Genomic DNA, 25,461 nt, shown 5'->3' on the forward strand with positions numbered 1-25,461 from the left:
TAAATTTATGCAATACACAATGGGAGATGTTTTGAATAATAGATATGAAAATCATGTACTCCCTTTTTTCTGGCAAAAGGGAGTTGAAACCAAAGAAGTTATCGTGAATTATATTCAACAAATGTACGATTCTGATATTAAGGAATTTTGTGTGGAGGCCCGACCGTTTGAAGGCTTTTGCGAAGAGCCATGGTGGGAAAGACTCAAACTGATTATTTCAGAAGCCAAAAAAAGAGGGATGAAATTTTGGATATTAGATGATTTTCATTTTCCTACTGGTTATGCAAATGGAAGGGTGAAAAATTACCCAGGATTGAACAAGAAAGTGTTGACCTATCATATGGTAAACACTGTAGGTCCTTGTAAACATTTTTCCGTAGACATAAAAAAACCATATCCAACAGATAAAACGGCTGTATTTCTTGGAGTTGTTGCGGTCTCCCAACAAACTACACTTCAATTATCTGGGGAATTAATAGGTGATTATTTCTATTTTGAATTGCCAGAAGGGCGTTGGGACCTCTATGTACTATCGATTAGTGAACAAACAGACGTAGCTTCTGATTACATTAACATGGTGGATAAAAAATCCTGTGAAATCCTAATTCATGAAGTTTATGAAAAGCATTATGAACAGTTTTCCGAAGAATTCGGTCAAACAATCCTGGGATTCTTTTCCGATGAGCCTGGGTTTCAAAATGAGAAGGGTGTCAAAAGTGATAGCCTGATTGGAAAGGAGATGCCACTTCCATGGAGCTTAGAAGTTGAAGAAAATTTAATTGAACAGTTTGGCGAACAGTATCTATGTTTCTTGCCTCATCTATGGCGAGAAATAAATTCAGATACCGCTCGAGTTCGGAAATTATACATGGATATCGTGACAAATTTATATAAAGAGAACTTTAGTATGGCATTAGGAAATTGGTGTCGATCCCGTGATGTGAAGTATATCGGTCACATTATCGAAGATCGGGAATCCCATGCAAGACTTGGCGTTGGAGCAGGACATTTTTATCGCTCCATGATTGGTCAGGATATGGCCGGGTCTGATATTATCTCAAATCAGTTGATTCCAGGTCTAGACGAAGGGATGCATTCATGGGCGCGAGGAGTATGGGATGGAGAATTTTTTCACTATGCACTTGGGAAAATGACGTCTTCCTTAGCGTACTTGGATCCAAAAAAACATGGAAATTCGATGACGGAAGTATTTGGCGCATATGGCTGGCACGAGGGATTGAAATTGATGAAATGGATTTTGGATCATTTCCTAGTCAGAGGGGTTAATCATTTTGTTCCGCATGCTTTTTCACCAGCAAGTTTCCCAGATGAAGATTGCCCACCACATTTTTATGCTCATGGTTATAATCCACAATTTCGCTATTTTAAGAAATTGATGACTTATACAAATAAAATGGGAACTCTTTTTTCTAATGGTCGACCTAAAAGCTCAGTCGCGTTGATTTACCATGCAGAAAGTGAGTGGACGGGTAAGTATATGTCCGTACAAAAACCAGCAAAAATTTTAACCCAACAACAAGTAGAATTTGATATTCTTCCAAATGATATTTTCAAAAAAAGCAATGATTATCAGATTGAATTGAAAAATGAATTGAAATTTCAAAATAGTGAATATTCACAATTGGTCATTCCCTATTGTGAATATATGGATGATGATTTATATGAATTTATCTGTCGTACTGATAGCACAAAGGTCATATTTCTTGAGGATTTTCCCAAAGGAACATATGAGCAACGAGTAAACTTTAGTCATGATAGTTTGTCAAAACATGCTGAAGTTCTTACTTTGGAAGAATATAGAGATTTCATAGAGGCTGCTGATTTGTCACCGATTAAGATTTCTAGTAAAGAGCCATATCTCAGAAGTTATCAATATCAAAAAAATAAAGAAAATTATTTCATGCTTTTTAATGAGCATCCTTATGAAGAAATAGATGTTAATATCGAATTCCTAGGTATCAAACGACCTTATCGAGTAGATTTATTAAATAATCAAGTAACTGAACTACAAGATGGATATCTTTGTCTGGTGGCTTATGAATCATGTTTAATAGTTGATGGAAGTGCTGATAATATTCAACTTACTCCTTCAAAACATGAGAATGCTAAAAAAATGGAGCTTTCACAAAATCCCTATATTTCCTTTTCTTCGGCGAAAGAGTATCCAATTTTCCATGGAAAACAGCAACTCCATAAGTTAGTTGATATTTCCAGAAAGCTTGCACCTACTTTTTCTGGAACAATTCGATACGAATTTTCCTTTGAAATGGAAGAGTCTAGTGAGGAAGCGGAGATTTTCTTGGATGAGGTCTTTGAAGTTGCAGAAATTACCTTAAACGGAGTCAATCTAGGATCACGCATTTGTCCGCCATATCGGTTTTCTGAGTGTAACTTGGTGAAAGGTACTAATAGTTTGGTCATTGATGTAACAAATACAGTGGATAAAGAAATTTATGAGAAACATTCCGGAGCACAGGTTAGACAACCAGTGGGAATTTTATCTCCAGTTATTATATATTATTGAAAATGAGGATGAAGAAAAATGGATTTTCCAAAACATTTTATATTTGGAGCGGCGACTGCGGCGTATCAGTGTGAAGGGGCTACCAAAGAGGGAAACAAAGGGCGCGTAATCTGGGATTCTTATTTAGAAAAAGAAAAGCACTATACAGCAGATCCAGCATGTGATTTTTATCATCAGTATGGACAAGACATAGAGAATTGCCGTGATTTTGGACTCAATGGGCTACGAGTTTCGATTGCCTGGTCAAGAATTTTTCCAGAGGGATATGGAAAAGTTGAGCCAACGGGAGTTGCATTTTATCACCGTCTTTTCAAAAAAATGATAGATAACGGGATTGAACCATTCGTCACGCTTCATCATTTTGATAGTCCGGAAACGCTATTTAAGCAAGGCGATTGGTTAAATAAAGATATGATTCAGCACTTTGTTGAGTATGCGCGTTTTTGTTTTACAGAGTTTACGGAAATTACAAAATGGATCACGATCAATGAACCATCTACTTTAGCAAAGCAGCAAAATATTACCGGGACATTTCCACCTAATACCAAATACAATTTCACTGCTTGTTTTCAACAACAGCATAATATGAATGTCGCCCATGCTAAGGTGGTAAAGCTATTTCATGATTTAAAAATATCTGGAGAAATAGGCATAGTTCATGCTATTCAAACTGTTTATCCTTACAGTGAAAATCCCAGTGATAAAATTGCTGCTAAGAAACAGGACGTACTGGAAAATGCTTTTTTATTAGAAGGGACGTTAGCTGGTGAGTATTCTGAGAAAACTCTGAGTATAATTAATGAAATTTTATCGGCAAATGGACAACAGAAGATAGAAATACTCGATTCGGAATTATCCATGCTGGAAGAAGCAATTCAAACAGTTGATTTTGTTGGAGTAAATTATTATTATAGTAAGTTTGTAGCAAATTATGATGGGAAGTCTCAATTTATTCACAATGGAACTGGAGATAAAGGTACATCACTGCGTCAATTGCAAGGAGTAGGTCAGGAACTATTACCTAGTGGCATTCCAACAACAGAATGGGATTGGCCTATATATCCTAAAGGGTTAGCTGATACTTTACGCAGAATTAATCATGAATTTCCTAATGTGAAAAAAATCTACATTACCGAAAATGGTTTAGGGCGCAAAGAACGACCCGATGAGAATAATGAAATAGTTGATGATGAACGTATTGAGTATCTTTCAGCACATCTTCAAGAAGTGGAAAGAGTCGTTAATGAAGGAGTCAATGTTCAAGGGTACTTTGTATGGTCATTACAGGATTTATTTTCGTGGACGAATGGTTATAATAAGCGCTATGGGTTGTTTTACGTAAATTTTGAGACGCAACAAAGAATTCCCAAAAAAAGCGCCTATTGGTATAAAGAAGTGATTGAGAAAAATAAGCAAGCGTGATTTGGCCATTTATTGTCAGTTTTGTATGATTAAAAATAATTAGAGTGGATGTTTTTCTGTGATACAGTTATTGTGAGAACAAATTTCAGGGGAAATAGTTTCTTCTTTATATTAAAAAGGAAGTGGCCACATGTGTGAAACAGTGTTATTTGATTTTAATGGAACGCTTTTGCCGGACTCCCCGCAAAACGAAGCGGCTTGGCTAGAATTTGCCAAAACGGCAGCCGGGAAGGTGTTGACCCCGGCAGAATTTCAAAAGAATGTCCATGGGAAAAACAATCGGCTGGTGCTGGAGTATCTTTTCGACCGTCCATTGACTAAAGAAGAAGCCCTAGAGTTAGGGGAGCAAAAAGAGGACATCTACCGGGAAATGGTACGGCAAACTCCGGCGACTCAGCAGTTGATGCCCGGTGCTCCGGAATTTTTGGATGAATTAAAATCACGCGGCATTCCTGTGAATATCGCCACGGCGGCAGGCTATGGCAACGTGCGCTTTTACTTTGACTTTTTCGGTTTGGAGCGCTGGTTTGATTTTGACACCATCGTCTATGATAACGGCAATATGAACAGCAAGCCCGCTCCAGATTATTATCTCTTAGCGGCGGAGAAAATCGGCGTCGATCCTAAGACGGCAGTGATTTTTGAGGATTCCCATTCCGGTCTTGCAGCGGCGAAAAATGCCGGAGCAAAGAAGATTATCGCTTTGGAAACCGGGAATAATCGTGAGGAGCTAGCTAGTTTAGGAATCGCGGATGTGATTGTGCCGGATTATTTTGCCCCGGAAGTGCGGGGATTGTTTTAAAAAAGGAGCGTGGCCCTGGTGGACACGCTCCTTTTGCTGTTTATGGTGTTTACTTCGTTTCAGGTTGTTCCATTGGTTGGCTTGGAGAGGACAGCTCTTCCTCTTTCCCCGCTGTTTCTTTTTCCGTTACCGCGGCTACCAATTCCCGGTTGCCGCTTCTAGTGGACAAGGAGTCGTTGATCAAGGTGACCAAGTCCAAGCCAGTGGTTTCTTTAATGGTGTCAAAGGTGCGGGCCAGACCGGCTTGTCCCATTTCGGGTAGGCCGTCTCCTGCGCCAAAGCTGACCACTTTGTCAATATTGGAAAGTGGGGCATTGACTTCTTTGGCGATGGCTGGCAAGACTTTGATGAATTCCATCAAGATCCCGGCTTCGTTGAGTTTGGTCAAAGCAATTGCCATCTTTTCGCGACTTTCCGCTTCTGCCAAACCGACTTTGGTAATCTTCTCGGCGTCTGCGTTCCCTAGTTTTTCGATGCGTTCCGCTTCTGCCGCAGTGGCTAGGCGAACTTTTTCCGCTTCGGCTTCCGCTTGGGCAATTTGGCGGGATTTTTCCGCCAAGGCGTTTTGTTCCACGACATATTTGTCGGCTTCGGCTTGTTTCCGCAAGGTTGCGGTCAATTGTTTTTCGGTTAATTCCGCTTGTTTGGCTTGGATTTCGATGTTTTTGTCTTGTTCGATTAAGTTGACTTTCATCTTTTCCGCCACGGCTACTTGTTCCGCTTGGGCCTGTGCGACTTCTTGTTCTTGTTGGTAATGGGCTTGTTTCAAGGCCATATCTTTGTTGGCTTCGGCGATTTCCGTCTTCCGGCGAATTTCTTCGTGTTGGGCCAACTGTTCGTTTTCCGCTTGCTTAATCCGAGTTTCCCGCAGTGCATTGGATTCCGCAACTTCGGCATTTTTCTTGACTTCGGCGATTTGCGGCCGCCCTAAAGCGTCTAGGTAACCGTTGGGATCGGAGACGTCTTTAATGGTGAAGGAGACGATTTCCAGACCCATTTTCTTCAAGTCCGTGGAGGCCACGTTTTGGACTTGTTCTGCGAAATCGTCTCGGTTTTTGTAAATGGCTTCTACGGTCATGGTGCCGAGGATCGCCCGCAAGTGACCTTCCAAGACTTCCTTGGCTTCGTCTTCTAATTCTTCCGTGGACTTACCTAGGTATTGTTCTGCCGCGGTTTTGATGGCTTCGGTGGAATTGCCAATCTTGACCAAAACGGTGGCCGATGCTTTAATGGGCACCCCTTGTTCCGTGTAAACTTCCGGTGTGCCGATTTCCAATTTATGGGTCAAAAGGCTCAGGGTATGGGCTTTTTGAATGATCGGAATCACGAAGGTCCCACTGTTCTTTAAGATTTTGATGCCTTCTCCGCCTAAAAGGGACCCGGTGACGATTAAGGCTTCGTCGGGCTTACCGATGCGGTAACGAACCATAAGAAAGACGAGTAGAAAGATAACGATGACGGCGACTAAAATAACTGTAAACATGTTTTCACTCCCTTAAATAAATTGTTGGTTACGAACAACTAATGCAATTCCTGCTTCATCGAATTCGATGATCAGGACCTTGGTACCAATGGGATAAAGGGTATCTGCGGCGATTTCTTTTTCATCAAAGAGACGCGCCGGGTGGACCGAGCGGGCGCTACCAGAATCGGTCTCCATGACCTCGCCAGTGGAATTTCCTTTGATCTTCACCGTCAGCTCGCCGGTGACCAGTTCCTTTTCCGGTATGACATTGCTGCGGTTGCGATCCGTGAAACGATTGTACAGCCACATAAAGGGGCTAAAGAGTAACGAAAACAGCAGGCTTAAAACGAGCAAACAAAGGACTCCTAATACCAACCAGACTACAAAGCGGCCGGCGCTGGGTAAGGCGTGCAATTGTTCTTGGAGCCAGTGAAAGAGTGCTTCCATACTACCACCTCCATTTCTTGTGGGTATCTTCATGATAGGCTATTCTTGAGAGGCCTTCAAGGGAAATCGGAATATGCATCAAGGACAAAACGACGGGAAAAAGAGGTCTAATATAGGAAGAAAGCAGCGTAAAAAATTTTGCATTTTACGCTGCGGTTTCTTTTTCTGCTTTTTCTTTTGGAGCATTTGTTACTGTCTGATCTTTAGGCATGTCGATCCCGTTTGTTTTCGGTAATTGGTCGAAAGGAGCGGCCGAAGCTTGGGCGTCATTTTCCAAGCGAAATTGTGTCCGGTAGAGTTTAGCGTACAGGCCGTTTTGTTGGAAGAGGGAGTCGTGATTTCCTTGTTCCACCAGTCGGCCTTTTTCCATAACGACAATCTGATCCGCGTTGGCAATGGTGGCCAGGCGGTGGGCGATGACGATGGCGGTGCGGTCGGTCATTAAAGCATTCATGGCTTTTTGCACGTAATGTTCAGACAAAGCGTCCAGTGCCGCCGTGGCTTCATCCAAAATCAAAATTTGCGGGTCTTTTAGCATGACCCGGGCGATGGCCAGACGTTGTTTTTCCCCACCGGAGAGCTTGACCCCACGATTGCCCACGGGAGTGTCGTATCCTTGAGGCAGGCCTTGGATAAAATCATGGATATATGCGGATTTACAGGCGGCTTCCAGTTCTGCCTGACTGGCGGAAGGTTTCCCGTAGAGCAGGTTGTCTTTAATCGTGCCGTTAACCAGAAAGGCTTCTTGGGTGACCATGCCGATAGACTGGCGCAACTGGGCTAAAGGCATACCGGCGATATCTTGGCCGTTAATGGTAATCCGGCCTTTCGTTGGCTGGTAAAGCCGGGGTAAAAGATTGGTCAAAGTGGATTTGCCGGCGCCAGAGGGTCCTACGATGGCGGTGGTTTGCCCTGCTGGAATCGTCAAATTAATGTCTTGTAAAGTTGCTTGTTGCTCGTAAAAAAAGGCCACTTGCTCAAAGCGAATCGCTCCACCGGCTAGTTTTTCTTTGGAGATAACGCTAGGCGATGTGATGGTGCTGTTTTTTGTTTCACTAACAGCATCTTGGTCTACTTCTGGTTCTAAGTCCAAATACTCAAAAATCCGGTCGAACAAAGCAAAGGAGCGCATAAAGTCCACTTGGATATTGGAAAGCTGGGTCACGGGGTTGTACATGCGACCTAAAAGGGTAGCAAAGGTCAAGATGCCTCCCACGGTCATTTGCCCTTGCGTTAGCAAATATCCCCCCACTAAGTAAACGAGCATGGGGCCAATCGTAGTAAAGACGCTCATATTCATACGAAACCAGCGGCCGGCCAAAGTTTCTTTCAGTTGCAGGCGTGTGACCTCTTGATTGATGGTGGCAAACTCGTCCATGGCTTGTTTTTCATTGGTAAAGAGTTTTAGCAAAAGACTGCCACCAGGGCTTAAAGTTTCTTGCACATGGGAATTCAAAGCGCTGAGCTGTTCTTGACTTTGGGAAGTGATTTGCCAGCGGAGTTTGCCGACTTTTTTCGTGGGCAAAAGAAACAGGGGCAAGGTAGCACAGCCAACCAAGGCCAACAGAGGATTCAGGCTGATTAAGGCTACCAGGCTGGTGCCCAAAACAAAAATACTCGTTAAAGCATTGACCACCGTGGTTTGGAAGACTTGCTGAATCCCGTCCACATCACTAGTCAAGCGGGTCAGGACTTCTCCTTCTTTTAAGTTGGCAAAAAAACGTTGGGGCATGTGAGTCAGTTTTTCATACAGTTGGTTTTTCATGTGCAAGGTGATTTGTTTGGCAATCCAGGTGCTCAAATACCCTTGAGCCACCCCCAGTAAATTCAATAAAATCGTGGCACCAATAGATAATCCTACCAGTCCAGCCAACAGGGGCAAATTTTGGTATGGCAAGGCTTGGTCGATGATTTTTTGTAACAACAATGGCGGAACCAATCCTAAAGCGGCACTGGCGAGAATCAAAAAAATCACAGTAAAAAAACGAGTAGGGTAGGGAGCAAAATAACGGACAATTCGACGAACAAAAGCCAGGCTTAGTTTGGGCACGTGTTTCGGTGCCGGTTCAAAACGCATACGTGGCATACAAATTCCCCCTTTTTTATTGAAAAGTACCAAGTAAGCTGATTTTTTAGTCAATTGTTAGGTACCTATCTATTATACGCCCGTTGTGGAATTCTGTAAATAGAAAGGTACCTAACTAATTGACCGAATTAAGAAAGTCTTATAAACTGAGACTAAGCAAAGCCTGCTTACCTTAACGGTTTTTCCAGGAAGTGGCACCCCCTGAAAAGCTTAGGCCAGGGGAAAAGGAGTGGTTTTATGGAGGAACAAGCGCTGTTTGATGCGTTTCAACAAGCCCATCGGCAAATGAGAAGAAGTCTGGCTCAGATTAATGGGACGGTCTCCCAAGAATTGGCCCCAAGTCAGGCCCGATTATTACGGGTGTTGGGGCATCATGGGGGCAGTAGTCAAAAGGAACTGGCGGCGTTTATGCGAATTCGCCCAGCGTCATTAAGTGAAGTTTTGACGAAATTGGAGCAAAAAGCTTTGATAAAAAAAGAACAAGATCCCGCCGATCGCAGACGCAACCGCTACTTTTTGACTGACAGTGGCGAAACGCTATCTGAGAAGTTGCAAGAAGAACGACGCAATCAAGGAGGCGCCTTTTTTTCCTCCCTTTCTGGGACTGAACAAGAGCAGTTATTAGCCCTTTTGACGAAATTAGGCAAATCAGATGACCCCACTCAAAACTAAGAGTATTTGAGCCACCGTGACCGTGCTAGGGGGATTACGTTCAGCTATTGCGCATTTTGGGGCTTTCGTTATACTGGAGCTAGAACGAAACAGGAGGAATTCCGTGGAAAAATCATCAACTTTAACTCAGGCGCAAAAAGAAAGTTTCATGCGTCTGGCCTTACTGGAGGCCCAAAAAGCCGGCGCTCAAGGGGAAGTGCCCATTGGCTGTGTCGTGGTGCTGGATGGGGAAGTCATCGGTCGCGGGCATAATTTACGGGAGCACAGCCAAGATGCCACTGCCCACGCGGAGCTGTTTGCCATTAAAGCCGCTTGTGCCAATCTGGAAAGCTGGCGTTTGGAACAATCCCAGTTATTTGTCACTTTGGAGCCATGCCCCATGTGCAGTGGTGCCATGCAGCTTGCTCGGGTGGAAGAATGTTATTTTGGGGCCTATGATCCCAAAGGCGGTGCCGGGGGAACCTTGTTGAATTTATTGGAGGATCAGCGGTTTAATCACTGGGCCTATGTGGAAGGCGGGATTTTAGAGGCAGAATGCGGACAGTTGTTAACCGACTTTTTCCGCCAGTTGCGCGCCGAAAAAAAACGCCGGAAACAAGCCTTAAAAGCCCAGCAAGCCTTAGAGATTGAAGCTGGGGAAGAATAGCTGATTATTTAAGCGTTTGTGAAGTAGCCGTTGTTTACCGAGGTAGTCAGTATTTTTTTGCCCCTTTTTAAATAATTTACTAAAAGGGTGGCATCAATCAAAAAAGTGCGGTATACTTATTTTTGCCGAAAGGCTAGGACAATGGCTGGGCAGTGAAGTGGGTCAGATCTGGAAGGAAGCAGCCCTAAGCAGTTGCAGCCATGTGTCCGATACATAGTAGTGAAGGCAGGCCCTGGTGCCTGTCTTTTTTATTTTTATCTTAAATGGGCGCAAAATGGACGAGACTGATAGCACAGCCTGGAAACTAAAAAAAGAAAACCCGCCATGGAGCGCTTCAGCTTAACTAGTGAAGCCCATCATGGCAGTTTTTTTTGAAATACAAATTCAAGCAGTTACTTTGTGGCATTCATCAAAGTGATGGTCTCGTAGTCCGACGCATTGGGATCGGTGCGAGCAATCTCATCAAAGCCTTCCGTGAAGTAAGAAGCAATCGGACGATGGATGCTCTCGGTCTCGTCGGCGTAGTAGTCTTCATAGGCCGCTAAAATCTGGGGATGGAGCTCTTGGCAGTGGGCCAGTTGTTCTTGTTCGGAAAGCTCATGGACGCTATCATCCAGACGCACCATGATCCAATCGAAGCCGTCTTTGTCCATGATTTCAATCTTATCCACTTGATAGTTTGGATCGTCGGCTAGCTTTTGCGTCTCGCTAGCAAAGGTTGCTTTCGTAGTGGGTGCTGTGTCAGGTAAAGTGCTAGCGGTGGTGGAGTGACTGGTGGCGCTAGTGCTTTGACTGGTGACGGTGGTGTCATCTGAATCACCGGTTGAAGTGCAACCAGCAAGTCCGATTGCTAGTAGCAAGGGAAAAATCAGGTATTTGCCTTTCATATAAGAGCCTCCTTGGATATGATAAATTTTTGTTCAGACGTAATTAAATTCATTTTAATTATATTCTAATGTTAACTAGTAATCACAGGATAGTCAAATAAAAATAAGAAGAAAAAGACAATTTCCGAGAGAATAAGGTCATTTACTTCTTATTTTGAATAAAAAAGCAACTAAAATATAGAAAAATTTGCCTAAAAATAATAAAATGGTTAAAATATGGTAAAGAGATACGTTTTTGTGAGGGGAGGCACGGAGATGAAAAAGAGTTGGAAGTTGTTGGTGGGGATCTTGGTTTGTGCCCAAATTCTGCTACCATTTGGTCAAGTGGTCGCTTTTGGAGCAGAAATTAGCGAGCATCATCACCTAGGTCATGTACGACCTTTGGTTTCATCTGAAATTTTTACACTGTTAGGCAGCCAAAGTATTTGGCAAATCATTTTAGGTGCATTCCTAATCGTAATCGGTTTGGTTATGATGCGCGTGGCCCGGCTAAGTCGGAAAAAATAAGGGCTGGGTTTTATTAAGAAAGGCACCCCGTAAGCTACAAAATTTAGCCAATGAAAAAGCAAGACTTCTCCCAAACTAATGCAGGAGAAGTCTTGTTTTTTCTTATTCATTTATTTGGGGGTCTGCCCTTAATCTCCACTATAATTTTCGTATTTTGGGCCTTCGATTTTCAGTTGAACTTTTTCTTCTTCGGATAAATTGCGGTAGACATCACTTTCGGTTAAGAAGCGATTCCAGTCCCCGGTGATCATTTCGTTTAAAGAATCCACGGTGGGTTGGGTCCATACAGGAGTGACATGGCCGTCTTGATCGACGAATTGCCCGGCTTCATCCACGGTTTTTCCTTTTAATTCTGTAAAATCATGGTCTTTTCCGAAGTGTTCTTCCCATTCTTGTCGTAGTTTTTCAAACATTTTTTTCACGCTCCTTTTCTTTCAGTTTATCATGGAAGTAATGTTTCGAAAAAAGATATGCCACGGTGAGCTTTCGCAAGGAAAAACACGGGAAAAAAGCGTGGCTTCTATGGTAGACTGGAGGCAAAGTGAGGCGAACATCATGGAAAAATTAACCATCTTACATACGAATGATTTGCACTCCCATCTGGAAAACTGGCCGAAGATTCGCCGCTATTTGGATTCTCGCCGGCGGGCTTTGCAAGATATCAGTGGCGTTTTAACGGTGGACTTGGGGGATTTTGTGGATCGTTGGCATCCTTTAACCGAGGCGACTAATGGCAAGGCCAATATCCGCTTGATGAACGAGGCCCATTACGATGTGGCTACCATTGGCAATAATGAAGGTATCGGCAATTCCAAAGTCGAGTTGAATCACCTGTACGACGAGGCGGACTTTCAAGTGCTCTTAGCCAATTTGTATGATCCCAAGACCTTACAGGCCCCTGACTGGTGTCAACCTTATACGATTCGTGAGACGAATGCCGGCACCAAAGTCGGGCTGATTGCCATGACCGCGCCTTTTCCTTTGACCTATGGACCGAATGGCTGGGATATCCGCCAGCCTATGGAACTTTTGCCGGCCATGGTCAGCCGTCTGCGTAAACAGGTGGATGTGCTAGTTTTAATGAGCCATTTGGGACTTTCCGCAGACTTGCGCATCGCCCAAGACTTGCCCCAACTGGATGTAATCATTGGTTCCCATACCCATCACTTACTGCCAGAAGGTCGTGTGGAAAATGGGGTGTTGCTGGCCGCGGCGGGAAAATTTGGTCAGCATATTGGGGAGGTCCAGCTTTTATTAGACGAAGAGCATCGTTTGGTGAAGCGGGAGGCGCATACGGTGGAGACGGCTAGCTTGCCGGCCTTTGCCGAAGACGAGGAAGAAATCAACGGGTACTTAGCAGAAGGGCATCGCTTATTGCAAGCCCAGCAAGTGGCCCAGTTGCCCTTTACTCTGGAGCGAAACTTGGCTTCGGAGCATTCCTTGATTCGAGAAACTTTGGTAGCTTTAAAAGAGCGGGGACAAACGGAAGCGGCGGTCTTAAACACCGGTCTGTTTTTGACGGAATTACCGGCCGGTGTCGTGGATCAAGACCAGCTTCATGAGTGTTTGCCCCATCCTATGCACCTGATTCGGGTGACTCTAAAAGGTCGCGATATGTACCGACTAGTCTTGGAAATGGAGAAAAACCGCTTCTTCTTGCGCCAATTTCCGGTTTATGGCATGGGCTTTCGGGGGAAGATTTTCGGGGAAATCGTCTACAGTGGCATCGAATACGACCCGATTAATCGCCGGGTGCTCTGGCAAGGCAAAGACTTGGAACCGGAAAAAGACTACACCTTGACCACAGTGGATCACTTTATGTTTGTGCCTTTTTTCCCGACGATTGAAATCATGGGGGACAATGAATTTTTGTTCCCAGAATTTATCCGCTCGGTTTTGGGTCACTATTTAGCTGGTCACTATCCAAGGGTTTCAAAACAAGGTATAATGGAGAACAGGCGGTGAAAAAATGACCAAAAATCAAAACCAAAATCATCAGGCAAAGGCACAGCCAGCCTCCAAAAAAGCGGGGTACAAGGGCAAGCCTAAAGCCATAAAAGCAGAGAAACACCCACAACATAAAAATCAAAAAACAGAGCAAAAAATAGAACAAGAGCCTACCTTAGATCAAGAATTGACGGCGGCGATTGAAGAGGCCACGCAACCAGAAGCCGAGGCGAAACCCGTCAAAGGAGAAGTGGTTACTGTGGTGAACGAAACAGACTTTTTAATCGGTGAACGGGAATACAAGCTAGTGGCCAATCATCGAGAAGGCTTCGATGCGGAAAAACTCGGGGAACGCTACAGTGAAGTCTTGGCGCGCTACGATTATGTAGTGGGAGACTGGGGCTATGAGCAGTTGCGCTTAAAGGGCTTTTTTGAAGCCGACGATCGTAAGGCACAACCGGACCAGCGCATTGATACGTTACAAGATTACTTGTACGAGTTTTGTAACTTTGGCTGTGCGTATTTCGTCATTAAGCGCGTCGGCGGCAAACGGGAAAAGAGTTCCAATCGCCGGCGCCACACGAAACGTCCTACAGAAGGCCGTACGACGCAAAATCCAGAGGCAACCCAGGCAAATGCTAGTGGCAATAAGCCTGGGGGATCCGGAAAATCTGGAGCCAAAGAAGGCAACCGCACTCGGGACAAACGACAACGAGGCCAAGGCAAGGCGAATCCACAAAAAAATGGCCAAGCTCACATTAAAGAGCGCAAAGAAGACCTCTCCAAGCGCCACAAACCGGTGATTACCAAACGGGTAGACAAACCGGTGGAAACAAAAAAAACAACAACCGAAACCTCACAAGAAAAAAGCACAGCAAAAGGAAGCAAACGCGGTTTCGTGATTAAACAACGGGAAGAGTAGAATACGTGACTTATAAAGGATATTTAATTGACTTAGACGGCACCATTTACCGGGGCAGTGAACCAATTCCGGCGGGCAAACGCTTTGTGGAAGCATTGCAAGCTCGCCAGTTGCCCTTTTTATTTGTGACCAATAACACCACCAGAACACCGGAAACCGTGGCAGATCGTTTGAAAAATGAATTCGACATCCACGTGGGGCCGGAGACTGTGTACACCGCAACCTTAGCGACGATTGATTACATGCGAGCACATGGGGGCACGAGTTTTTATGCCATTGGGGAAACCGGGCTGATTGATCTGTTACTTGAAGCAGGCTTCGTCTGGGAAGAGACTACGCCGGATTACGTGGTGGTGGGCCTAGACAACCAAGTGACCTACGAGAAATTCGTCACCGCGACCTTGGCGATTCAAAAAGGCGCGACATTTATCGGCACCAATCCGGACAAAAATATCCCCACTGAGCGGGGCTTGTTGCCGGGAGCCGGGGCATTAGTGAGCTTTGTAGCCACCGCGACCCAAGTGGAACCAATCTTTATCGGAAAACCAGAAGCGGTGATTATGGAAGCGGCCGTGGCAAAAATCGGATTGAAAAAAGACGAGGTCCTTATGGTGGGAGACAATTACTTGACCGATATTCGCGCTGGGATTGACAATGGCTTAGACACACTCTTGGTTCTAACCGGCTTTACGCCAAAGGCAGAAGTCCCTGAATTGCCCGTGGCGCCAACCTTCGTCTTGGACTCGTTAGACGAGTGGCGGTTTGAGTCATGAGTCGCCGAGACAAAGGCGCTATCTCCCAAAAAGCGCGACCGCTTAACAGCAAAAAGCAACGCGTACTGGCCATTTTCGGGCTAGTGAGTTTGTTTTTGTTCTTGCTGACTTTGGCGATTACGATTACGATAAATTTTCGGCCACTGTATCGCTTTAGCATTCAGCGCTTTGATCTCTTGACGATTTCTGGGCTGGATCAAGGGACCTTGTTGAAGAATTTCGATCAGCTGATGGACTTTTTAAACAAACCTTGGATTACGTCTATGAACCTACCGGACTTCCCCATGTCAGCTGCTGGATACGGTCATTTCGTAGACGTGAAATACTTGTTTTTGTTGAATTACGCTGTGCTTTTGGTAACGGTGATACCGGCTGTAGCTTACTTACTTTACTTGAAGCGTAATGGGCGCCTGTGGCAATTGGTGCGGCCCTTTCAGTGGGGCATGGGAGTACCAGTTATTCTCGGTTTTCTCATGGCAATTGGTTTCGACACCTTTTTTGTGAAGTTTCATGAGTTGTTTTTTTCAAACTACGACTGGCTTTTTGACCCGGCCACAGATCCTATTATCAATGTTTTACCAGAAGGCTTTTTCATGTATTGCTTTATCTTAGCTTTTGTTTTATTAGAACTCTTCTTCTTTTCGATGGTCCTTGTAGGGCGCCGGTCATTGAGAAAATAAACGGATCAACCGCAGTTTGCGCCTAGGCGTGAACTGCGGTTTTTTGTGGATTAGAAAATATTTTAGTAAACGAATAAAAGGATAAAGGGCGATGTTATAGCTATTTTTCGGTGTATTGATAAAAAAGAACCGGTTTCTTTTAGAATTTTTGTTTGACTTTTACTAAAATAGAAATAAAATAAGCACGTAAGGTTACTTTGGCGAGGGTGTGTAGCGCCAGAGATCCTGTAGAACAGGTCAGGCCTAGTAAACTAAATGGGCCTCCGAGGATGAGATGAGGAGATTTCATGACAGATACACGTACGTATTGGGTCCAAACCTTGGATCAAATCGCCCGCCCGGTTTTAGAGGCGGCAGCCAGCAATCAACTGCCCCAAGTGATGAAGCGCTACACGGATAGTTTGGTCTCTCCACTGGAAGCATTCGCCCGGAGTTTTGCGGGGATTGCCCCTTGGTTGGAACTAGAGGAAGTGCCGGCAGCAGAGGCCGCTTTACAAGCCGAATACCGGGAGATGGCCCAACAAGCTTTGGCCTACTTAAGCGACCCGGCAAACGACCAACGTTACTTTTTCACCAATGAACCCGGAGTCAGCGATCAAGCCTTGGTGGATGCGGCCTTTTTAGCCCATGGCTTACTGCGGGCAAAGACGCAAATTACCGAAAAATTACCGCAAATCGTTAAAGATCAATTGATCCAAGCATTAAAGAGCAGCCGCAATATCGTGCATCATAACAACAACTGGATTCTGTTTTCTGCCATGGTAGAAGCGGGATTGGATGTTTTGGGTAGTGATTTTGATCCTATGCGCATTGATTATGGGATTCAACTGATCAATCGTTGGTACAAAGGCGATGGCATCTACGGCGACGGGGAAGAATTTGCCAATGATTACTACAATAGCTTCGTGATCCAACCGTTTTTGGTGGACTTGATTAAGCGTTATCCGATTATCGTCACCAATGCCAAGATTTACGACAAGGAATTGCCTGAATTAGTTATGAAGCGGGCGACTCGTTTTGCCCAATACCAAGAACTTTTGATCAATTGTGATGGAACTTATCCAGTTTATGGCCGTTCCATGTGCTATCGCTTTGGTTGTTTCCAACATCTGGCGCAAGCTTGTTTGGAAGACTTCTTGCCAGCTGAGGTGACGCCGGCTCAAGTCCGCAGTGGGTTGACCGCAGTTATTCGCAAAGTCATGTCCGCAAAAAGCAATTTCGACGACCGCGGCTTTTTGACGGTAGGGGTCTTCGGGGCCCAACCGGATATGGGAGAACCGTATATCAACGTGGGGAGCTGTTATTTGGCTCTGCAAGTCATGCTGCCACTAGGGATTCCAGCCGACCAAGCCTTCTGGCAAGCGCCGGAGGAAGACTGGTCCGCTAAGAAAATCTGGAGCGGTCAATTGACTCACCGGGATCATGCATACCACGAATTTCCTGGGCTTTAAAAAGAAAAACCGGAATCGAAAACTCGATTCCGGTTTTTTTATCAGCAATTTCACTGCAAAATAGTATGGGATTTGCCGGGGGTGGCATGGGCTAAACGACTTGCGGCTGCGGCGGCAATAGCGCCCACGATGTCATCCAAGAAGGTATGGACATCTTTGCCGTTGTGTTCGTTAAGTTTTTTCAAAATCCCCGGTTTCACTTTGTCGATGTACCCATAGTTGGTAAAACCGATGGAGCCGTAGACATTGACGATGGATAGGGCCAAAATCTCGTCGATACCATAGAGGCCTTCGTCTTCGGCTACGATTTCTTGTAAAGGCGCGATCATTTCGCCTTTTTCCGCCAGAATGTCCAATTGAATCCCGGTGATAATCGTATTGTGAACTTCTCGCTTCGTCAAAACGGCGTCCACGCTTTCGATGCATTTTTCCAGAGTAATGTCTTCAATGTAGTCTTTTTGTAAGAAGAAGACCAATTCCCCCATATCTTTCATAGTAACGCCGCGGCTAAATAATAACTCCCGGGCTTTTTCTTCTAATGATTTTGTTTCGATAACCATGTTGATTCCTCCAAACTCTGTAAGTGCTTCACTTCCTCTATGATAACACAAGGCAGAAAAGTTGGGGTCGATTACGCAAAGAGGCTGGTGCTGTGAGCGGGTTGCCGGCGACTGGTTGGGTCAAGGAAGGCTACGGCATTGTTCACCGCAGTGGCCGCTTCCCCAAAGCCCGTGGCAATCAAGTTCACCTTGCCGGGATAGCTAGCCGCGTCCCCACAGGCAAAGACCCCGGGAAAGCTCGTAGCCATGTTGCTGGAAACGGTGATGCCTGCCGTGTCTTGTTCCAAAGGCCAATGGGACTTGCGGTCGGTGACAAAGCCGTAATTGACCAACAGCTCGTCAGTGGGCAGAATCACTTGCTCGCCGGTTTTCTTGTGTACCAAGGTCACTTGGCGCAAGCGAGTGTCCCCGTGAAGCTCGGCAATCACGTAAGGCGTATAGCGTTTGACTCCGGATTTCTCCAAGTTTTCCACTTGGTACTCGTGGGCGCGGAATTTATCCCGACGATGAACCAGACCGACTTCAGCGCCCAGGGCTTCTAAAGATAAGGCCCAGTCCAAAGCGGAATCCCCACCACCGGCAATCAATACCCGTTGATTGCGGTACTGCTCCGGTGCCGTCACGAAGTAAGAAATTCCCCGGCCTTCAAAGGTGTCAGCCCCGGGAACGGTTAGCTTTCTTGGGGCAAAGGAACCTTGTCCCGTAGCCAAAATCAGCGTCTTCGTGTAATGAATTTCCTGATCGGTTTCAATGGCGAGCAGATCCCCTTCTTCCCGGTAATTTTCCACCCGCTGGCCTAACGCATAGGTCACGGGAAATTTCGTCAGTTGTTGTTCCAAATTTTTAATCAGCGTACCGGCCGCGATTTCCGGCTGTCCGGGGATGTCGTAAATCACTTTTTCCGGGTACAAGGCCGCTAGCTGTCCGCCTACTTGATCTAGGCTGTCGATGACCTTGATTTTGCGCTTGCGCATGCCAGCGTAAAAGGCCGCAAAAAGTCCCACCGGTCCCGCGCCTAGAATCGTTACGTCGTATACTTCCATGGTTCCACCTCATCTATTTAAACTGTCACTTGATTTTCTAGTTACTAGCCGAAAGCCAGTTAGAGGCATTATAACAAAGAAGTGGCAAAAAACCAGTTTTCTGCTATCATGAGATTATTAAGAAAAAGGAGGGACTACCATGTCTCAATTTCCACAGCTTACCTTGGATGCCCAAACTGGCCACCAAGCATTGATCAAAACCAATCGGGGCAACATTTTGGTACAATTATTCCCAGAACTAGCACCGCGCACCGTCGAAAACTTTGAAACCTTAGCCAAATCCGGCTATTACGATGGCATCATCTTCCACCGGGTCATTCCAGACTTCATGATTCAAGGGGGCGACCCAACCGGTACCGGTATGGGCGGCGACAGCTCTTTCGGCGGTACGTTTGAAGACGAATTTTCAAAAGAATTGTTTAACCTTCGTGGGGCATTGTCCATGGCGAATGCCGGACCAAACACCAACGGCAGCCAGTTCTTCATCGTGAACAACCAAAACGTTCCTGGCAATATGTTGGGCCAATTAGAAGGCGCGGGCTACCCAAGCGAAATCATCGAAGCTTACAAGGGTGGGGGTACTCCTTGGTTGGACTTCCGTCACACGGTTTTCGGCCACGTACTAGAAGGCATGGATGTGGTGGACGAGATCGCCAACGTGCAACGGGGACCACAAGATCGTCCCGTCCATGACGTAGTGATTGAAACCATTGAGATTAAGGATTAATCCCAAAAAGCTGATTAGCACTTGCTCAGCGGGATGAAAAAGGCCTGAGGAATTTTCCTCAGGCCTTTTCACGTATTCCTTTTTCCGTAAACAAGCGTTGATCTAGGTGCTGAATTAGGCGACCCACGGAGTAGACGGCGATAAAAGAAGCGATACCGAGTCCAGTTAAAGAGCCGGTGAAGACCAAGCCCAGCAGAGCCGCTACAGCCAATAGCACACCATCCACCACTAGCTTGGTTTGACCAAAGCTCTTTTGCCATTTTTTCGCCAACTGGACAACGAAGCCGTCCGGGGCGTTTAGGATAATATCGCCTTTGACCATTAAAAGGGCCCCAGGGAGGTGGCACAAATAGCAGCCGCCACTAGAAACAAGCGTACCGGCCAGGCTTCTGGTTGCCATGCGGCTAAGCCCAAAGTCAAGCTATAAAAATCCACTAAAGCACCGAAGACTAAGGAAAAGGGCAGCTGCAATAACGTCTTTAGCCGGAACTTTTTTTCTAAGAGGATTTGCAGGAAGATAAACAGGCAAAAGAGGCAAAAGCTTCCTTGGCCCAATGTCAGGTTGGTGAAGTGGCTGAGAACTACCGGCAAGGCCACAATGGCGCCACTTCCCAGACGACTTAAGGGAAATAGTGCAGTCCCCAAGGCTAGAATTAACAACCCGGTGCAGTAAATTGCCAAACGCTTTGGCAAAAAGCAATCACGAAGCATACAAACATCCAAAAATGCGCTTTCTTTTATTGTATCATAGAGCGACTGCTGACAAAAAACCAGCCACGAAAAAAGTGGCTGGTTTTTTGAGTAGAATGTGATTTGGCTAGAAGTAGCAAGTATTACTAGTAGATCGGCAGTTTCTTAGCCAAAGATTTTGCGAATGCGTTCTAGGCCTTCTGCTAAGGTTTCTCTAGGACAAGCTAGGTTTAAGCGCATGAAGCCCCGACCCCCATTGCCGAAAATGGCGCCGTTGTTTAACACCACGCCGGCTTCTTGCACCAACTTGTCTTCCAAGGCTTTCGGGGACAAGTCGTAAGCACGAAAGTCCAGCCACATTAAATAGGTACCTTCTGGAGCCATGACTTTAACCTGAGGCAGGTGTTCTTTAAAGAAGGCTTCCGTGTAACGGCTGTTTTCTGCTAAGTAGGTTAAAAGATCTTGACGCCAAGGCTCGCCTTTTTCGTAGGCCGCTTGAGTCGCCACATAGCCAAAGGTGTTAATGGTATTTTGTTCCGTGGTGCTTTGGACCTTCTGGAAAGCTGCTCGAAGTTCTTTGTTTTTGATGTACACCATGGAGAGCTTCACCGCCGCCAAGTTAAAAGTTTTAGTGGCAGCCGTTAAAATAATCGAGAAGTCGGCAAAGTCCGGCGCCAAAGTATGGAAAGAGTGGTGTTGATGAGGCGCAAATACCAAATCTTGGTGAATCTCATCGGAGACGACTAGCACTCCGTATTGTTGGCAAAGGAGGCCGCAAGCGATGAGCTCAGCTTTTGTCCAGACCCGACCGCCGGGATTGTGAGGATTGCAGAGAATCAGCATTTTCACTTGATTATTCTTGATTTTGGCCTCCATGTCCGTCAAGTCCATGACGAAATGCCCGTCTTCAATTCCTAAGGGACTAGTCACCAGATTGCGCTCATTGGCTTTGACCATATTGGCAAAGGGATGGTACACGGGATCGTGAATCAAAATACTGTCACCGGGCTGGGTGTATGCTTGAATCGCCACCCCGATGGAAGGCACCACCCCTGGAGAAAAGAGGATATCTTCTTTTTCTAAGGAATAGTCGTAATGGGTCTTTTCCCAATCAAAAATTGCTTGGTAGAGGGCATCTGGCACGAGGGAGTAACCGAAAAGCCCTCGCTTTGTATAGTCGCTTAAGGCATCAATTACGGGGGCCGGCGCCATAAAGTCCATATCCGCCACCCATAATGGTACTAAATCATCCTTGCCGTAAGTTGTTTTGATACTGTCCCACTTGACGCTATCCGTGTCAACTCGTGGGTAAATGTGGTCAAAATCCTGCATCAGATTTCCTCCTTCATAGTCGTTACTAGAAAACCCAGGGAATTTCTACCTTGGGCTTTGCGATAGCTTTAGTATAATCAAAAATGCCGTCGATTGACAGAGGGATGAATTTCAGGAGCCTAAGCCACAGAGCGTCGTGAAGCCCCGGTTGTGGATACAAGGTGACTTCATCTACGAGTTACAGTATAATAGGACGAGTAGAAGAGAGGGAATGATATGACGTATCAAATCGGCCAAGTACTCGAGGGCACCATTACCGGGATTCAACCCTATGGCGCATTCGTAGCCTTGGATGAACACACCCAAGGGCTGATCCATGTATCGGAAATCCAGTCCGGCTATACCAAAAATATCAACGATGTGGTTAAAATCGGCCAAAAGGTCACCGTGCAAATCATCGACATCGACGAGTATTCCCATAAGATTAGTTTATCCAAGCGCTCTTTAGAAACTGTCTATGAAAAGCATCGCAGTCCTCGAAAACGTTATTTCACCAATAAGAACAAACGCATCGGTTTTCGCAGTATTGCCGAGCGCTTACCCGGGTGGATCGAAGAAGCCTTGCAAAACTTACATAATGAAACCTTAAGGAAATAATTATGTACATTTTCTGAAATCATGCTAGAATGTGGGCATGAGAAAAAATAAGAGGTGGTACCTTGGAAAACAGAAAAGTCGCAGGAATCGTCATGCTTCATTTGGAAGACGGGGCCAAACGTTTTTTGTTGCACGCAACTGGGAGCACGTTGGAGTTAGCCTACGCGGACTACTCAGAAGGCAAGACGGGTCTGGCCAATATCTTGGAATTGTTGAAGACCACCGTTGAGCTTGACGTGAAAAAGATCGATCTAGTGGAGTTAACCAACGGCCAAATCAACCGAGAAAATGTCCCGATGTTTGTCTTTGAAGCCGAAGAAGCGGCCCAAAAGAGCGAGCTTCCCGCGGGCTATTATTGGGAAGAACCTCAAAAATTCCGGGAAATTATCCGCAACTATGATATTGAAGGAATGCCCTATTTTTAGGCGCTTTGTCACATGGCTTGGTGAAGCCAGACAGCATTCCAGTAAAAAATCAGTTAAGCCTTGCGCTTAGCTGATTTTTTTAGAACCTTTTTTAGGCGGATAGGAGGGCGGCCGTGACAGCCAGTCGTCTTTTTCAGGGAAACCTATGTTATAATTTACCAAGAAAATCAATGAGGTGAGTCAAAGAAATGAAAGAAAAGAAGCATTTGTTTTTTGATTTGGATGGGACGATTGTGGATTCTTCCCCGGGGATTTATGCATCGATTGCGTATTCCTTGGAAAAAATGGGCAGAGAGCCCTTGAGCCCGGAGGTTTTACGGACGTTTATCGGACCGCCATTGCTAGATTCTTATTTGAATTTGGGCATGACCGCAAAAGAGGCAAATGAAGGTGTGGCCTTTTACCGGGAACATTATCGCCAAGGAGCGTTATTTCAAGCCACAGTTTATGAAGGGCTACCGGAATTATTAGCCCATTTGTCAGAGGAAAATCAGTTGTACATTGCGACTTCGAAGCCGGAAGTTTTTGCCAAAGAAATGTTGGAAAAGTTTGCTTTAGCGGATTATTTTCAAGGAATTTACGGGGCAGATTTAGCCGGGGAGCGAGATAGCAAGGCCAAAGTTTTAGCCTACGCTTTAGAGGGTGCCGGCAATGTGGCCAAAAATCGGAGTTGGATGATTGGAGACCGGAAGCACGACATGACCGGGGCTTATGCCAACCAATTATCAGGTATCGGTGTTTTGTGGGGATTTGGGGATCGCAAGGAGTTGGAAAGCGCCGGGGCGAGTCACTGTGTAGCAACACCGGGGGAATTATTGGCCTATTGTGAGCAAATCTAAAATAGGCGAGGTAGTTTTTCAAGCAGCGGCATTTATAAAAAAAGCACAAAGAAAAAACCTTTCAGAAATCTCTGAAAGGTTTTTTTAAAGCCACCTGTCGGATTCGAACCGACGACCCCCACCTTACCATGGTGGTGCTCTACCTGCTGAGCTAAGGCGGCATTTTTAAAGCTTTTTGTTATCTAATTGATAAGCACAAATAGAATTATATGATATGGGGGAATTGAAGTCAACACTTTTTCATAAGAATTTGTGCTTTTTTCCCGGAAACGTCGGTTAGGAAAATGCCAATCAGATTATTATCCGAATCTTCCCAAAAAGAGGCAAAAAAGGGATTGTCAAACGCCAGCAATCTTGGTAAGATATTTCTATCAAGTGAATCACTTATTCCGGCATAGCTCAGTTGGTAGTAGCGCATGACTGTTAATCATGATGTCGTAGGTTCGAGTCCTACTGCCGGAGTAGCCCTTCCCAAGCCTTGGGAAGGGCTTTTTTTGTGTAGATATTTAGCTACCAATCACTGCCATTTTACGGGACGGGTTAGCGAAATAAAACTTAAAAACCCACCACCAGAACTCTTCTGGTGGTGGGTTTGATTAATCAGGGAATTGACTTTGGATTTTTTCGTAAAGTGCCCGGGTTTGTGCTTCAGTTCGATTGCTGAAGTAGTAATCTCGGTTTTTGGTACTTACGTGTAAGTAAGGCGGCTGTTTGACATTGAGATACAAGGTAGCTTTTTTACCGGCCACTTTAAAATCCCCGGTTAGGTAGTTTTCACCGCCGTAGCCATTGGTCCGCACAGTTTTACCAGGCATTTCAGGTACTAAGGCCACGGCTTTGATGGCACTTAAAGGAATCTCACTTTTTCTAGCAAATGGGGCATCGAGAACCAGCGTGTCTTCCGTGATTTTTCCTATGAAGGCATCTTTGACAAAATCCATGCGGTACACGGGGATCAAAGTGCCGATCATCAAACCAAAAATCAGTACCAAAGAGGCAATACCGAAAACTTTACCGGCGGGGCGTCCGAGGTTTATCCCGATATTCATGCCTACACGATCCGGGACCATGATCCGGCTATCTTGGGGATTGATGTACATACCAAAGCGCCAATACTCGTCTTCGCCTGTATAGCGATAGTCGGGCACTTGATTTAGCAGCTGATCTTGGCGTTTTCGAAGGCGTAATAACAGCCAGAGCGTCAGGATGAATCCGACCACGATCAAAAGCCCAAAGACCACGGAACTTAAAGTGGACACAATCCCTGTGGTGTTCATCATCACTTGGGGTAACCACAGGAGGAATAACAAGAAATACGGCATCCCGACCATCATCATGGACCAGGTGTGCTTGGTCAGATCATTGAACTGTTGATTAATCGGGGCTTCTTTGGTCACAGGTCGCACGGGAAGATGCTTGATCACCAACCACATGGCCTATGAAAAGAGCCACAGACTGATTGCGGCTAGGCTTAAAGGTGCAAAACTGTCCGGATCGTGGCGGGCTAACCACCAGAGATACCCTAAAGTCAGCACCAAAGAAGGAAGGAGCCAAATAAAGGAAACCAATTTGCGATTTTTGTTTTGCACAAGCTTGGTGTCCACCATAATCGGAGCCACGGGCAATTGCCAGCCGCGGGCGACTTTTAGCGCGTGCATTTTGCGAATGTAGCGAAGCTCTAAAGCGTAACTCAGGCCCAGTGTCAGCAGTAAAGACAGCCAAAAAAGAGTCATTAAAAAGGATTCTCGCTGAGGGAAAAGCAGACTTATGGAAAAAAGCGAGACCAAGCCGGCTAGTTGCCATAAACGCAAGCGATATTCTTTGGCTAAGGTGTGGACGGCAGGGTCAGTGAGCTTGTCTTTTGGCAAGGTATTTTCGATGATTACCTGCTTGTGGGGCTTGGCGGCGATCCCCAAGGTAAAGGCCATGGTTGCATTCACAAAGACCAAAGTAATGAATAAAATCAAATTCAGGGTCATGATTGTCCTTCCTTTCT

25 protein-coding genes, 2 tRNA genes, 1 other RNA gene and 2 pseudogenes are annotated in these 25,461 nt (G+C 45.5%); 17 read left to right on the forward strand and 13 right to left on the reverse strand.

Going from position 1 to position 25,461, the window contains the following annotated elements; translation table 11 throughout:
* The first annotated feature begins 7 nt into the window (after positions 1 to 7).
* The 3 genes from I579_RS06670 (at position 8) to I579_RS06680 (ending at position 4,769) form a co-directional block, all read left to right on the forward strand.
* Positions 8 to 2,545, forward strand: a complete 2,538-nt coding sequence (locus I579_RS06670) for a hypothetical protein (protein WP_010754372.1) — start codon at positions 8 to 10, stop codon at positions 2,543 to 2,545.
* An 18-nt stretch (positions 2,546 to 2,563) separates the two neighbouring features.
* Positions 2,564 to 3,967: a 6-phospho-beta-galactosidase gene (lacG, locus tag I579_RS06675; protein WP_010754371.1), complete on the forward strand. Its 1,404-nt coding sequence runs from the start codon at positions 2,564 to 2,566 to the stop codon at positions 3,965 to 3,967.
* Between the two features lie 130 nt (positions 3,968 to 4,097).
* Positions 4,098 to 4,769 (forward strand): HAD family hydrolase, encoded by a 672-nt coding sequence (locus I579_RS06680; protein WP_010754370.1) that lies wholly within the window; start codon positions 4,098 to 4,100, stop codon positions 4,767 to 4,769.
* Between the two features lie 49 nt (positions 4,770 to 4,818).
* On the opposite strand, the gene I579_RS06685 is transcribed toward I579_RS06680, so the two are convergent.
* From I579_RS06685 to I579_RS06695, 3 genes are all read right to left on the reverse strand, one after another.
* Positions 4,819 to 6,252 carry a flotillin family protein gene (locus I579_RS06685; RefSeq protein ID WP_010754369.1) on the reverse strand — a complete coding sequence of 478 codons (1,434 nt, stop codon included), beginning with the start codon at positions 6,250 to 6,252 and terminating at the stop codon, positions 4,819 to 4,821.
* Between the two features lie 12 nt (positions 6,253 to 6,264).
* A complete protein-coding gene (locus I579_RS06690) occupies positions 6,265 to 6,681 on the reverse strand; it encodes a hypothetical protein (RefSeq protein WP_010754368.1) in 417 nt (138 codons plus the stop codon).
* 145 nt (positions 6,682 to 6,826) lie between these two features.
* Positions 6,827 to 8,767 (reverse strand): ABC transporter ATP-binding protein, encoded by a 1,941-nt coding sequence (locus tag I579_RS06695; RefSeq protein WP_010754367.1) that lies wholly within the window; start codon positions 8,765 to 8,767, stop codon positions 6,827 to 6,829.
* A 237-nt stretch (positions 8,768 to 9,004) separates the two neighbouring features.
* On the opposite strand from I579_RS06695, the gene I579_RS06700 reads away from it, so the two are divergent.
* From I579_RS06700 to ffs, 3 genes are all read left to right on the forward strand, one after another.
* Positions 9,005 to 9,439 (forward strand): MarR family winged helix-turn-helix transcriptional regulator, encoded by a 435-nt coding sequence (locus I579_RS06700; RefSeq protein ID WP_010754366.1) that lies wholly within the window; start codon positions 9,005 to 9,007, stop codon positions 9,437 to 9,439.
* Between the two features lie 103 nt (positions 9,440 to 9,542).
* Complete coding sequence (tadA, locus tag I579_RS06705) at positions 9,543 to 10,085, forward strand: tRNA adenosine(34) deaminase TadA (protein WP_010754365.1); 543 nt, start codon at positions 9,543 to 9,545, stop codon at positions 10,083 to 10,085.
* A 131-nt stretch (positions 10,086 to 10,216) separates the two neighbouring features.
* An RNA gene (ffs, locus tag I579_RS12665) (signal recognition particle sRNA small type) lies at positions 10,217 to 10,301 on the forward strand.
* Positions 10,302 to 10,477: 176 nt separating this feature from the next.
* Here the strand turns inward: ffs and I579_RS06710 are convergent.
* Positions 10,478 to 10,972 carry a hypothetical protein gene (locus I579_RS06710; protein ID WP_010754364.1) on the reverse strand — a complete coding sequence of 165 codons (495 nt, stop codon included), beginning with the start codon at positions 10,970 to 10,972 and terminating at the stop codon, positions 10,478 to 10,480.
* Between the two features lie 255 nt (positions 10,973 to 11,227).
* On the opposite strand from I579_RS06710, the gene I579_RS06715 reads away from it, so the two are divergent.
* A complete protein-coding gene (locus I579_RS06715) occupies positions 11,228 to 11,479 on the forward strand; it encodes a hypothetical protein (RefSeq protein ID WP_010754363.1) in 252 nt (83 codons plus the stop codon).
* 128 nt (positions 11,480 to 11,607) lie between these two features.
* Here the strand turns inward: I579_RS06715 and I579_RS06720 are convergent, their stop codons facing one another.
* Positions 11,608 to 11,892, reverse strand: a complete 285-nt coding sequence (locus I579_RS06720) for a hypothetical protein (RefSeq protein ID WP_010754362.1) — start codon at positions 11,890 to 11,892, stop codon at positions 11,608 to 11,610.
* A gap of 142 nt (positions 11,893 to 12,034) precedes the next feature.
* Here I579_RS06720 and I579_RS06725 point away from each other — a divergent pair, with 142 nt between their 5' ends.
* From I579_RS06725 to I579_RS06745, 5 genes and pseudogenes are all read left to right on the forward strand, one after another.
* Positions 12,035 to 13,444: a bifunctional metallophosphatase/5'-nucleotidase gene (locus tag I579_RS06725; protein WP_010754361.1), complete on the forward strand. Its 1,410-nt coding sequence runs from the start codon at positions 12,035 to 12,037 to the stop codon at positions 13,442 to 13,444.
* Positions 13,445 to 13,583: 139 nt separating this feature from the next.
* Positions 13,584 to 14,012 (forward strand): annotated as a pseudogene (locus I579_RS13080) (YutD family protein); the annotation flags it as partial.
* Between the two features lie 341 nt (positions 14,013 to 14,353).
* Positions 14,354 to 15,121 carry a TIGR01457 family HAD-type hydrolase gene (locus I579_RS06735; RefSeq protein ID WP_010754359.1) on the forward strand — a complete coding sequence of 256 codons (768 nt, stop codon included), beginning with the start codon at positions 14,354 to 14,356 and terminating at the stop codon, positions 15,119 to 15,121.
* Complete coding sequence (locus I579_RS06740; RefSeq protein WP_010754358.1) at positions 15,118 to 15,801, forward strand: TIGR01906 family membrane protein; 684 nt, start codon at positions 15,118 to 15,120, stop codon at positions 15,799 to 15,801. The genes I579_RS06735 and I579_RS06740 overlap by 4 nt, the downstream gene beginning before the upstream one ends.
* Before the next feature lie 287 nt (positions 15,802 to 16,088).
* Entirely contained in the window at positions 16,089 to 17,252 is a 1,164-nt protein-coding gene (locus I579_RS06745) for a DUF2264 domain-containing protein (protein ID WP_010754357.1), read from the forward strand.
* 50 nt (positions 17,253 to 17,302) lie between these two features.
* Here the strand turns inward: I579_RS06745 and I579_RS06750 are convergent, their stop codons facing one another.
* Positions 17,303 to 17,812, reverse strand: coding sequence for a phosphatidylglycerophosphatase A family protein (locus I579_RS06750; protein ID WP_010754356.1), 510 nt, complete (start codon positions 17,810 to 17,812; stop codon positions 17,303 to 17,305).
* Between the two features lie 71 nt (positions 17,813 to 17,883).
* A complete protein-coding gene (locus tag I579_RS06755) occupies positions 17,884 to 18,855 on the reverse strand; it encodes an NAD(P)/FAD-dependent oxidoreductase (RefSeq protein ID WP_010754355.1) in 972 nt (323 codons plus the stop codon).
* A gap of 139 nt (positions 18,856 to 18,994) precedes the next feature.
* Between I579_RS06755 and I579_RS06760 the strand changes: the two genes are divergently transcribed.
* Positions 18,995 to 19,582, forward strand: a complete 588-nt coding sequence (locus tag I579_RS06760) for a peptidylprolyl isomerase (protein ID WP_010754354.1) — start codon at positions 18,995 to 18,997, stop codon at positions 19,580 to 19,582.
* Between the two features lie 58 nt (positions 19,583 to 19,640).
* Here I579_RS06760 and I579_RS13140 read toward each other — a convergent pair.
* Together I579_RS13140 and I579_RS06770 are read right to left on the reverse strand one after the other, a co-directional pair.
* A pseudogene (locus I579_RS13140) lies at positions 19,641 to 20,293 on the reverse strand (YczE/YyaS/YitT family protein).
* 144 nt (positions 20,294 to 20,437) lie between these two features.
* Positions 20,438 to 21,604 carry a MalY/PatB family protein gene (locus tag I579_RS06770; protein WP_010754351.1) on the reverse strand — a complete coding sequence of 389 codons (1,167 nt, stop codon included), beginning with the start codon at positions 21,602 to 21,604 and terminating at the stop codon, positions 20,438 to 20,440.
* A 216-nt stretch (positions 21,605 to 21,820) separates the two neighbouring features.
* Between I579_RS06770 and I579_RS06775 the strand changes: the two genes are divergently transcribed.
* From I579_RS06775 to I579_RS06785, 3 genes are all read left to right on the forward strand, one after another.
* Entirely contained in the window at positions 21,821 to 22,201 is a 381-nt protein-coding gene (locus I579_RS06775) for a CvfD/Ygs/GSP13 family RNA-binding post-transcriptional regulator (protein WP_010754350.1), read from the forward strand.
* A 92-nt stretch (positions 22,202 to 22,293) separates the two neighbouring features.
* Complete coding sequence (locus I579_RS06780; RefSeq protein WP_174270019.1) at positions 22,294 to 22,626, forward strand: hypothetical protein; 333 nt, start codon at positions 22,294 to 22,296, stop codon at positions 22,624 to 22,626.
* 188 nt (positions 22,627 to 22,814) lie between these two features.
* Complete coding sequence (locus tag I579_RS06785) at positions 22,815 to 23,465, forward strand: HAD hydrolase-like protein (RefSeq protein WP_010754348.1); 651 nt, start codon at positions 22,815 to 22,817, stop codon at positions 23,463 to 23,465.
* A gap of 88 nt (positions 23,466 to 23,553) precedes the next feature.
* Here the strand turns inward: I579_RS06785 and I579_RS06790 are convergent.
* Positions 23,554 to 23,626, reverse strand: a tRNA-Thr gene (locus I579_RS06790).
* 68 nt (positions 23,627 to 23,694) lie between these two features.
* Positions 23,695 to 23,883, reverse strand: coding sequence for a hypothetical protein (locus I579_RS12670; RefSeq protein WP_081633660.1), 189 nt, complete (start codon positions 23,881 to 23,883; stop codon positions 23,695 to 23,697).
* Here I579_RS12670 and I579_RS06795 point away from each other — a divergent pair.
* A tRNA-Asn gene (locus I579_RS06795) sits at positions 23,854 to 23,927 on the forward strand. The genes I579_RS12670 and I579_RS06795 overlap by 30 nt on opposite strands.
* A 134-nt stretch (positions 23,928 to 24,061) precedes the next feature.
* Here I579_RS06795 and I579_RS12995 read toward each other — a convergent pair.
* Together I579_RS12995 and I579_RS13000 are read right to left on the reverse strand one after the other, a co-directional pair.
* A complete protein-coding gene (locus tag I579_RS12995) occupies positions 24,062 to 24,889 on the reverse strand; it encodes a PH domain-containing protein (RefSeq protein ID WP_010754347.1) in 828 nt (275 codons plus the stop codon).
* A gap of 12 nt (positions 24,890 to 24,901) precedes the next feature.
* Positions 24,902 to 25,444: a hypothetical protein gene (locus tag I579_RS13000; RefSeq protein ID WP_010754346.1), complete on the reverse strand. Its 543-nt coding sequence runs from the start codon at positions 25,442 to 25,444 to the stop codon at positions 24,902 to 24,904.
* Between the last annotated feature and the right edge of the window lie 17 nt (positions 25,445 to 25,461).

The organism is Enterococcus asini ATCC 700915 (assembly GCF_000407365.1).
GTDB lineage: Bacteria > Bacillota > Bacilli > Lactobacillales > Enterococcaceae > Enterococcus_C > Enterococcus_C asini.

Coding starts and splice junctions, on each gene's coding strand:
- I579_RS06670 (WP_010754372.1), top strand. CDS start 8: ATGCAATACACAATGGGAGATGTTTTGAATAATAGATATGAAAATCAT.
- lacG (WP_010754371.1), top strand. CDS start 2,564: ATGGATTTTCCAAAACATTTTATATTTGGAGCGGCGACTGCGGCGTAT.
- I579_RS06680 (WP_010754370.1), top strand. CDS start 4,098: ATGTGTGAAACAGTGTTATTTGATTTTAATGGAACGCTTTTGCCGGAC.
- I579_RS06685 (WP_010754369.1), bottom strand. CDS start 6,252: ATGTTTACAGTTATTTTAGTCGCCGTCATCGTTATCTTTCTACTCGTC.
- I579_RS06690 (WP_010754368.1), bottom strand. CDS start 6,681: ATGGAAGCACTCTTTCACTGGCTCCAAGAACAATTGCACGCCTTACCC.
- I579_RS06695 (WP_010754367.1), bottom strand. CDS start 8,767: ATGCCACGTATGCGTTTTGAACCGGCACCGAAACACGTGCCCAAACTA.
- I579_RS06700 (WP_010754366.1), top strand. CDS start 9,005: ATGGAGGAACAAGCGCTGTTTGATGCGTTTCAACAAGCCCATCGGCAA.
- I579_RS06710 (WP_010754364.1), bottom strand. CDS start 10,972: ATGAAAGGCAAATACCTGATTTTTCCCTTGCTACTAGCAATCGGACTT.
- I579_RS06715 (WP_010754363.1), top strand. CDS start 11,228: ATGAAAAAGAGTTGGAAGTTGTTGGTGGGGATCTTGGTTTGTGCCCAA.
- I579_RS06720 (WP_010754362.1), bottom strand. CDS start 11,892: ATGTTTGAAAAACTACGACAAGAATGGGAAGAACACTTCGGAAAAGAC.
- I579_RS06725 (WP_010754361.1), top strand. CDS start 12,035: ATGGAAAAATTAACCATCTTACATACGAATGATTTGCACTCCCATCTG.
- I579_RS06740 (WP_010754358.1), top strand. CDS start 15,118: ATGAGTCGCCGAGACAAAGGCGCTATCTCCCAAAAAGCGCGACCGCTT.
- I579_RS06745 (WP_010754357.1), top strand. CDS start 16,089: ATGACAGATACACGTACGTATTGGGTCCAAACCTTGGATCAAATCGCC.
- I579_RS06750 (WP_010754356.1), bottom strand. CDS start 17,812: ATGGTTATCGAAACAAAATCATTAGAAGAAAAAGCCCGGGAGTTATTA.
- I579_RS06755 (WP_010754355.1), bottom strand. CDS start 18,855: ATGGAAGTATACGACGTAACGATTCTAGGCGCGGGACCGGTGGGACTT.
- I579_RS06760 (WP_010754354.1), top strand. CDS start 18,995: ATGTCTCAATTTCCACAGCTTACCTTGGATGCCCAAACTGGCCACCAA.
- I579_RS06770 (WP_010754351.1), bottom strand. CDS start 21,604: ATGCAGGATTTTGACCACATTTACCCACGAGTTGACACGGATAGCGTC.
- I579_RS06775 (WP_010754350.1), top strand. CDS start 21,821: ATGACGTATCAAATCGGCCAAGTACTCGAGGGCACCATTACCGGGATT.
- I579_RS06780 (WP_174270019.1), top strand. CDS start 22,294: ATGCTTCATTTGGAAGACGGGGCCAAACGTTTTTTGTTGCACGCAACT.
- I579_RS06785 (WP_010754348.1), top strand. CDS start 22,815: ATGAAAGAAAAGAAGCATTTGTTTTTTGATTTGGATGGGACGATTGTG.
- I579_RS12670 (WP_081633660.1), bottom strand. CDS start 23,883: ATGCGCTACTACCAACTGAGCTATGCCGGAATAAGTGATTCACTTGAT.
- I579_RS13000 (WP_010754346.1), bottom strand. CDS start 25,444: ATGACCCTGAATTTGATTTTATTCATTACTTTGGTCTTTGTGAATGCA.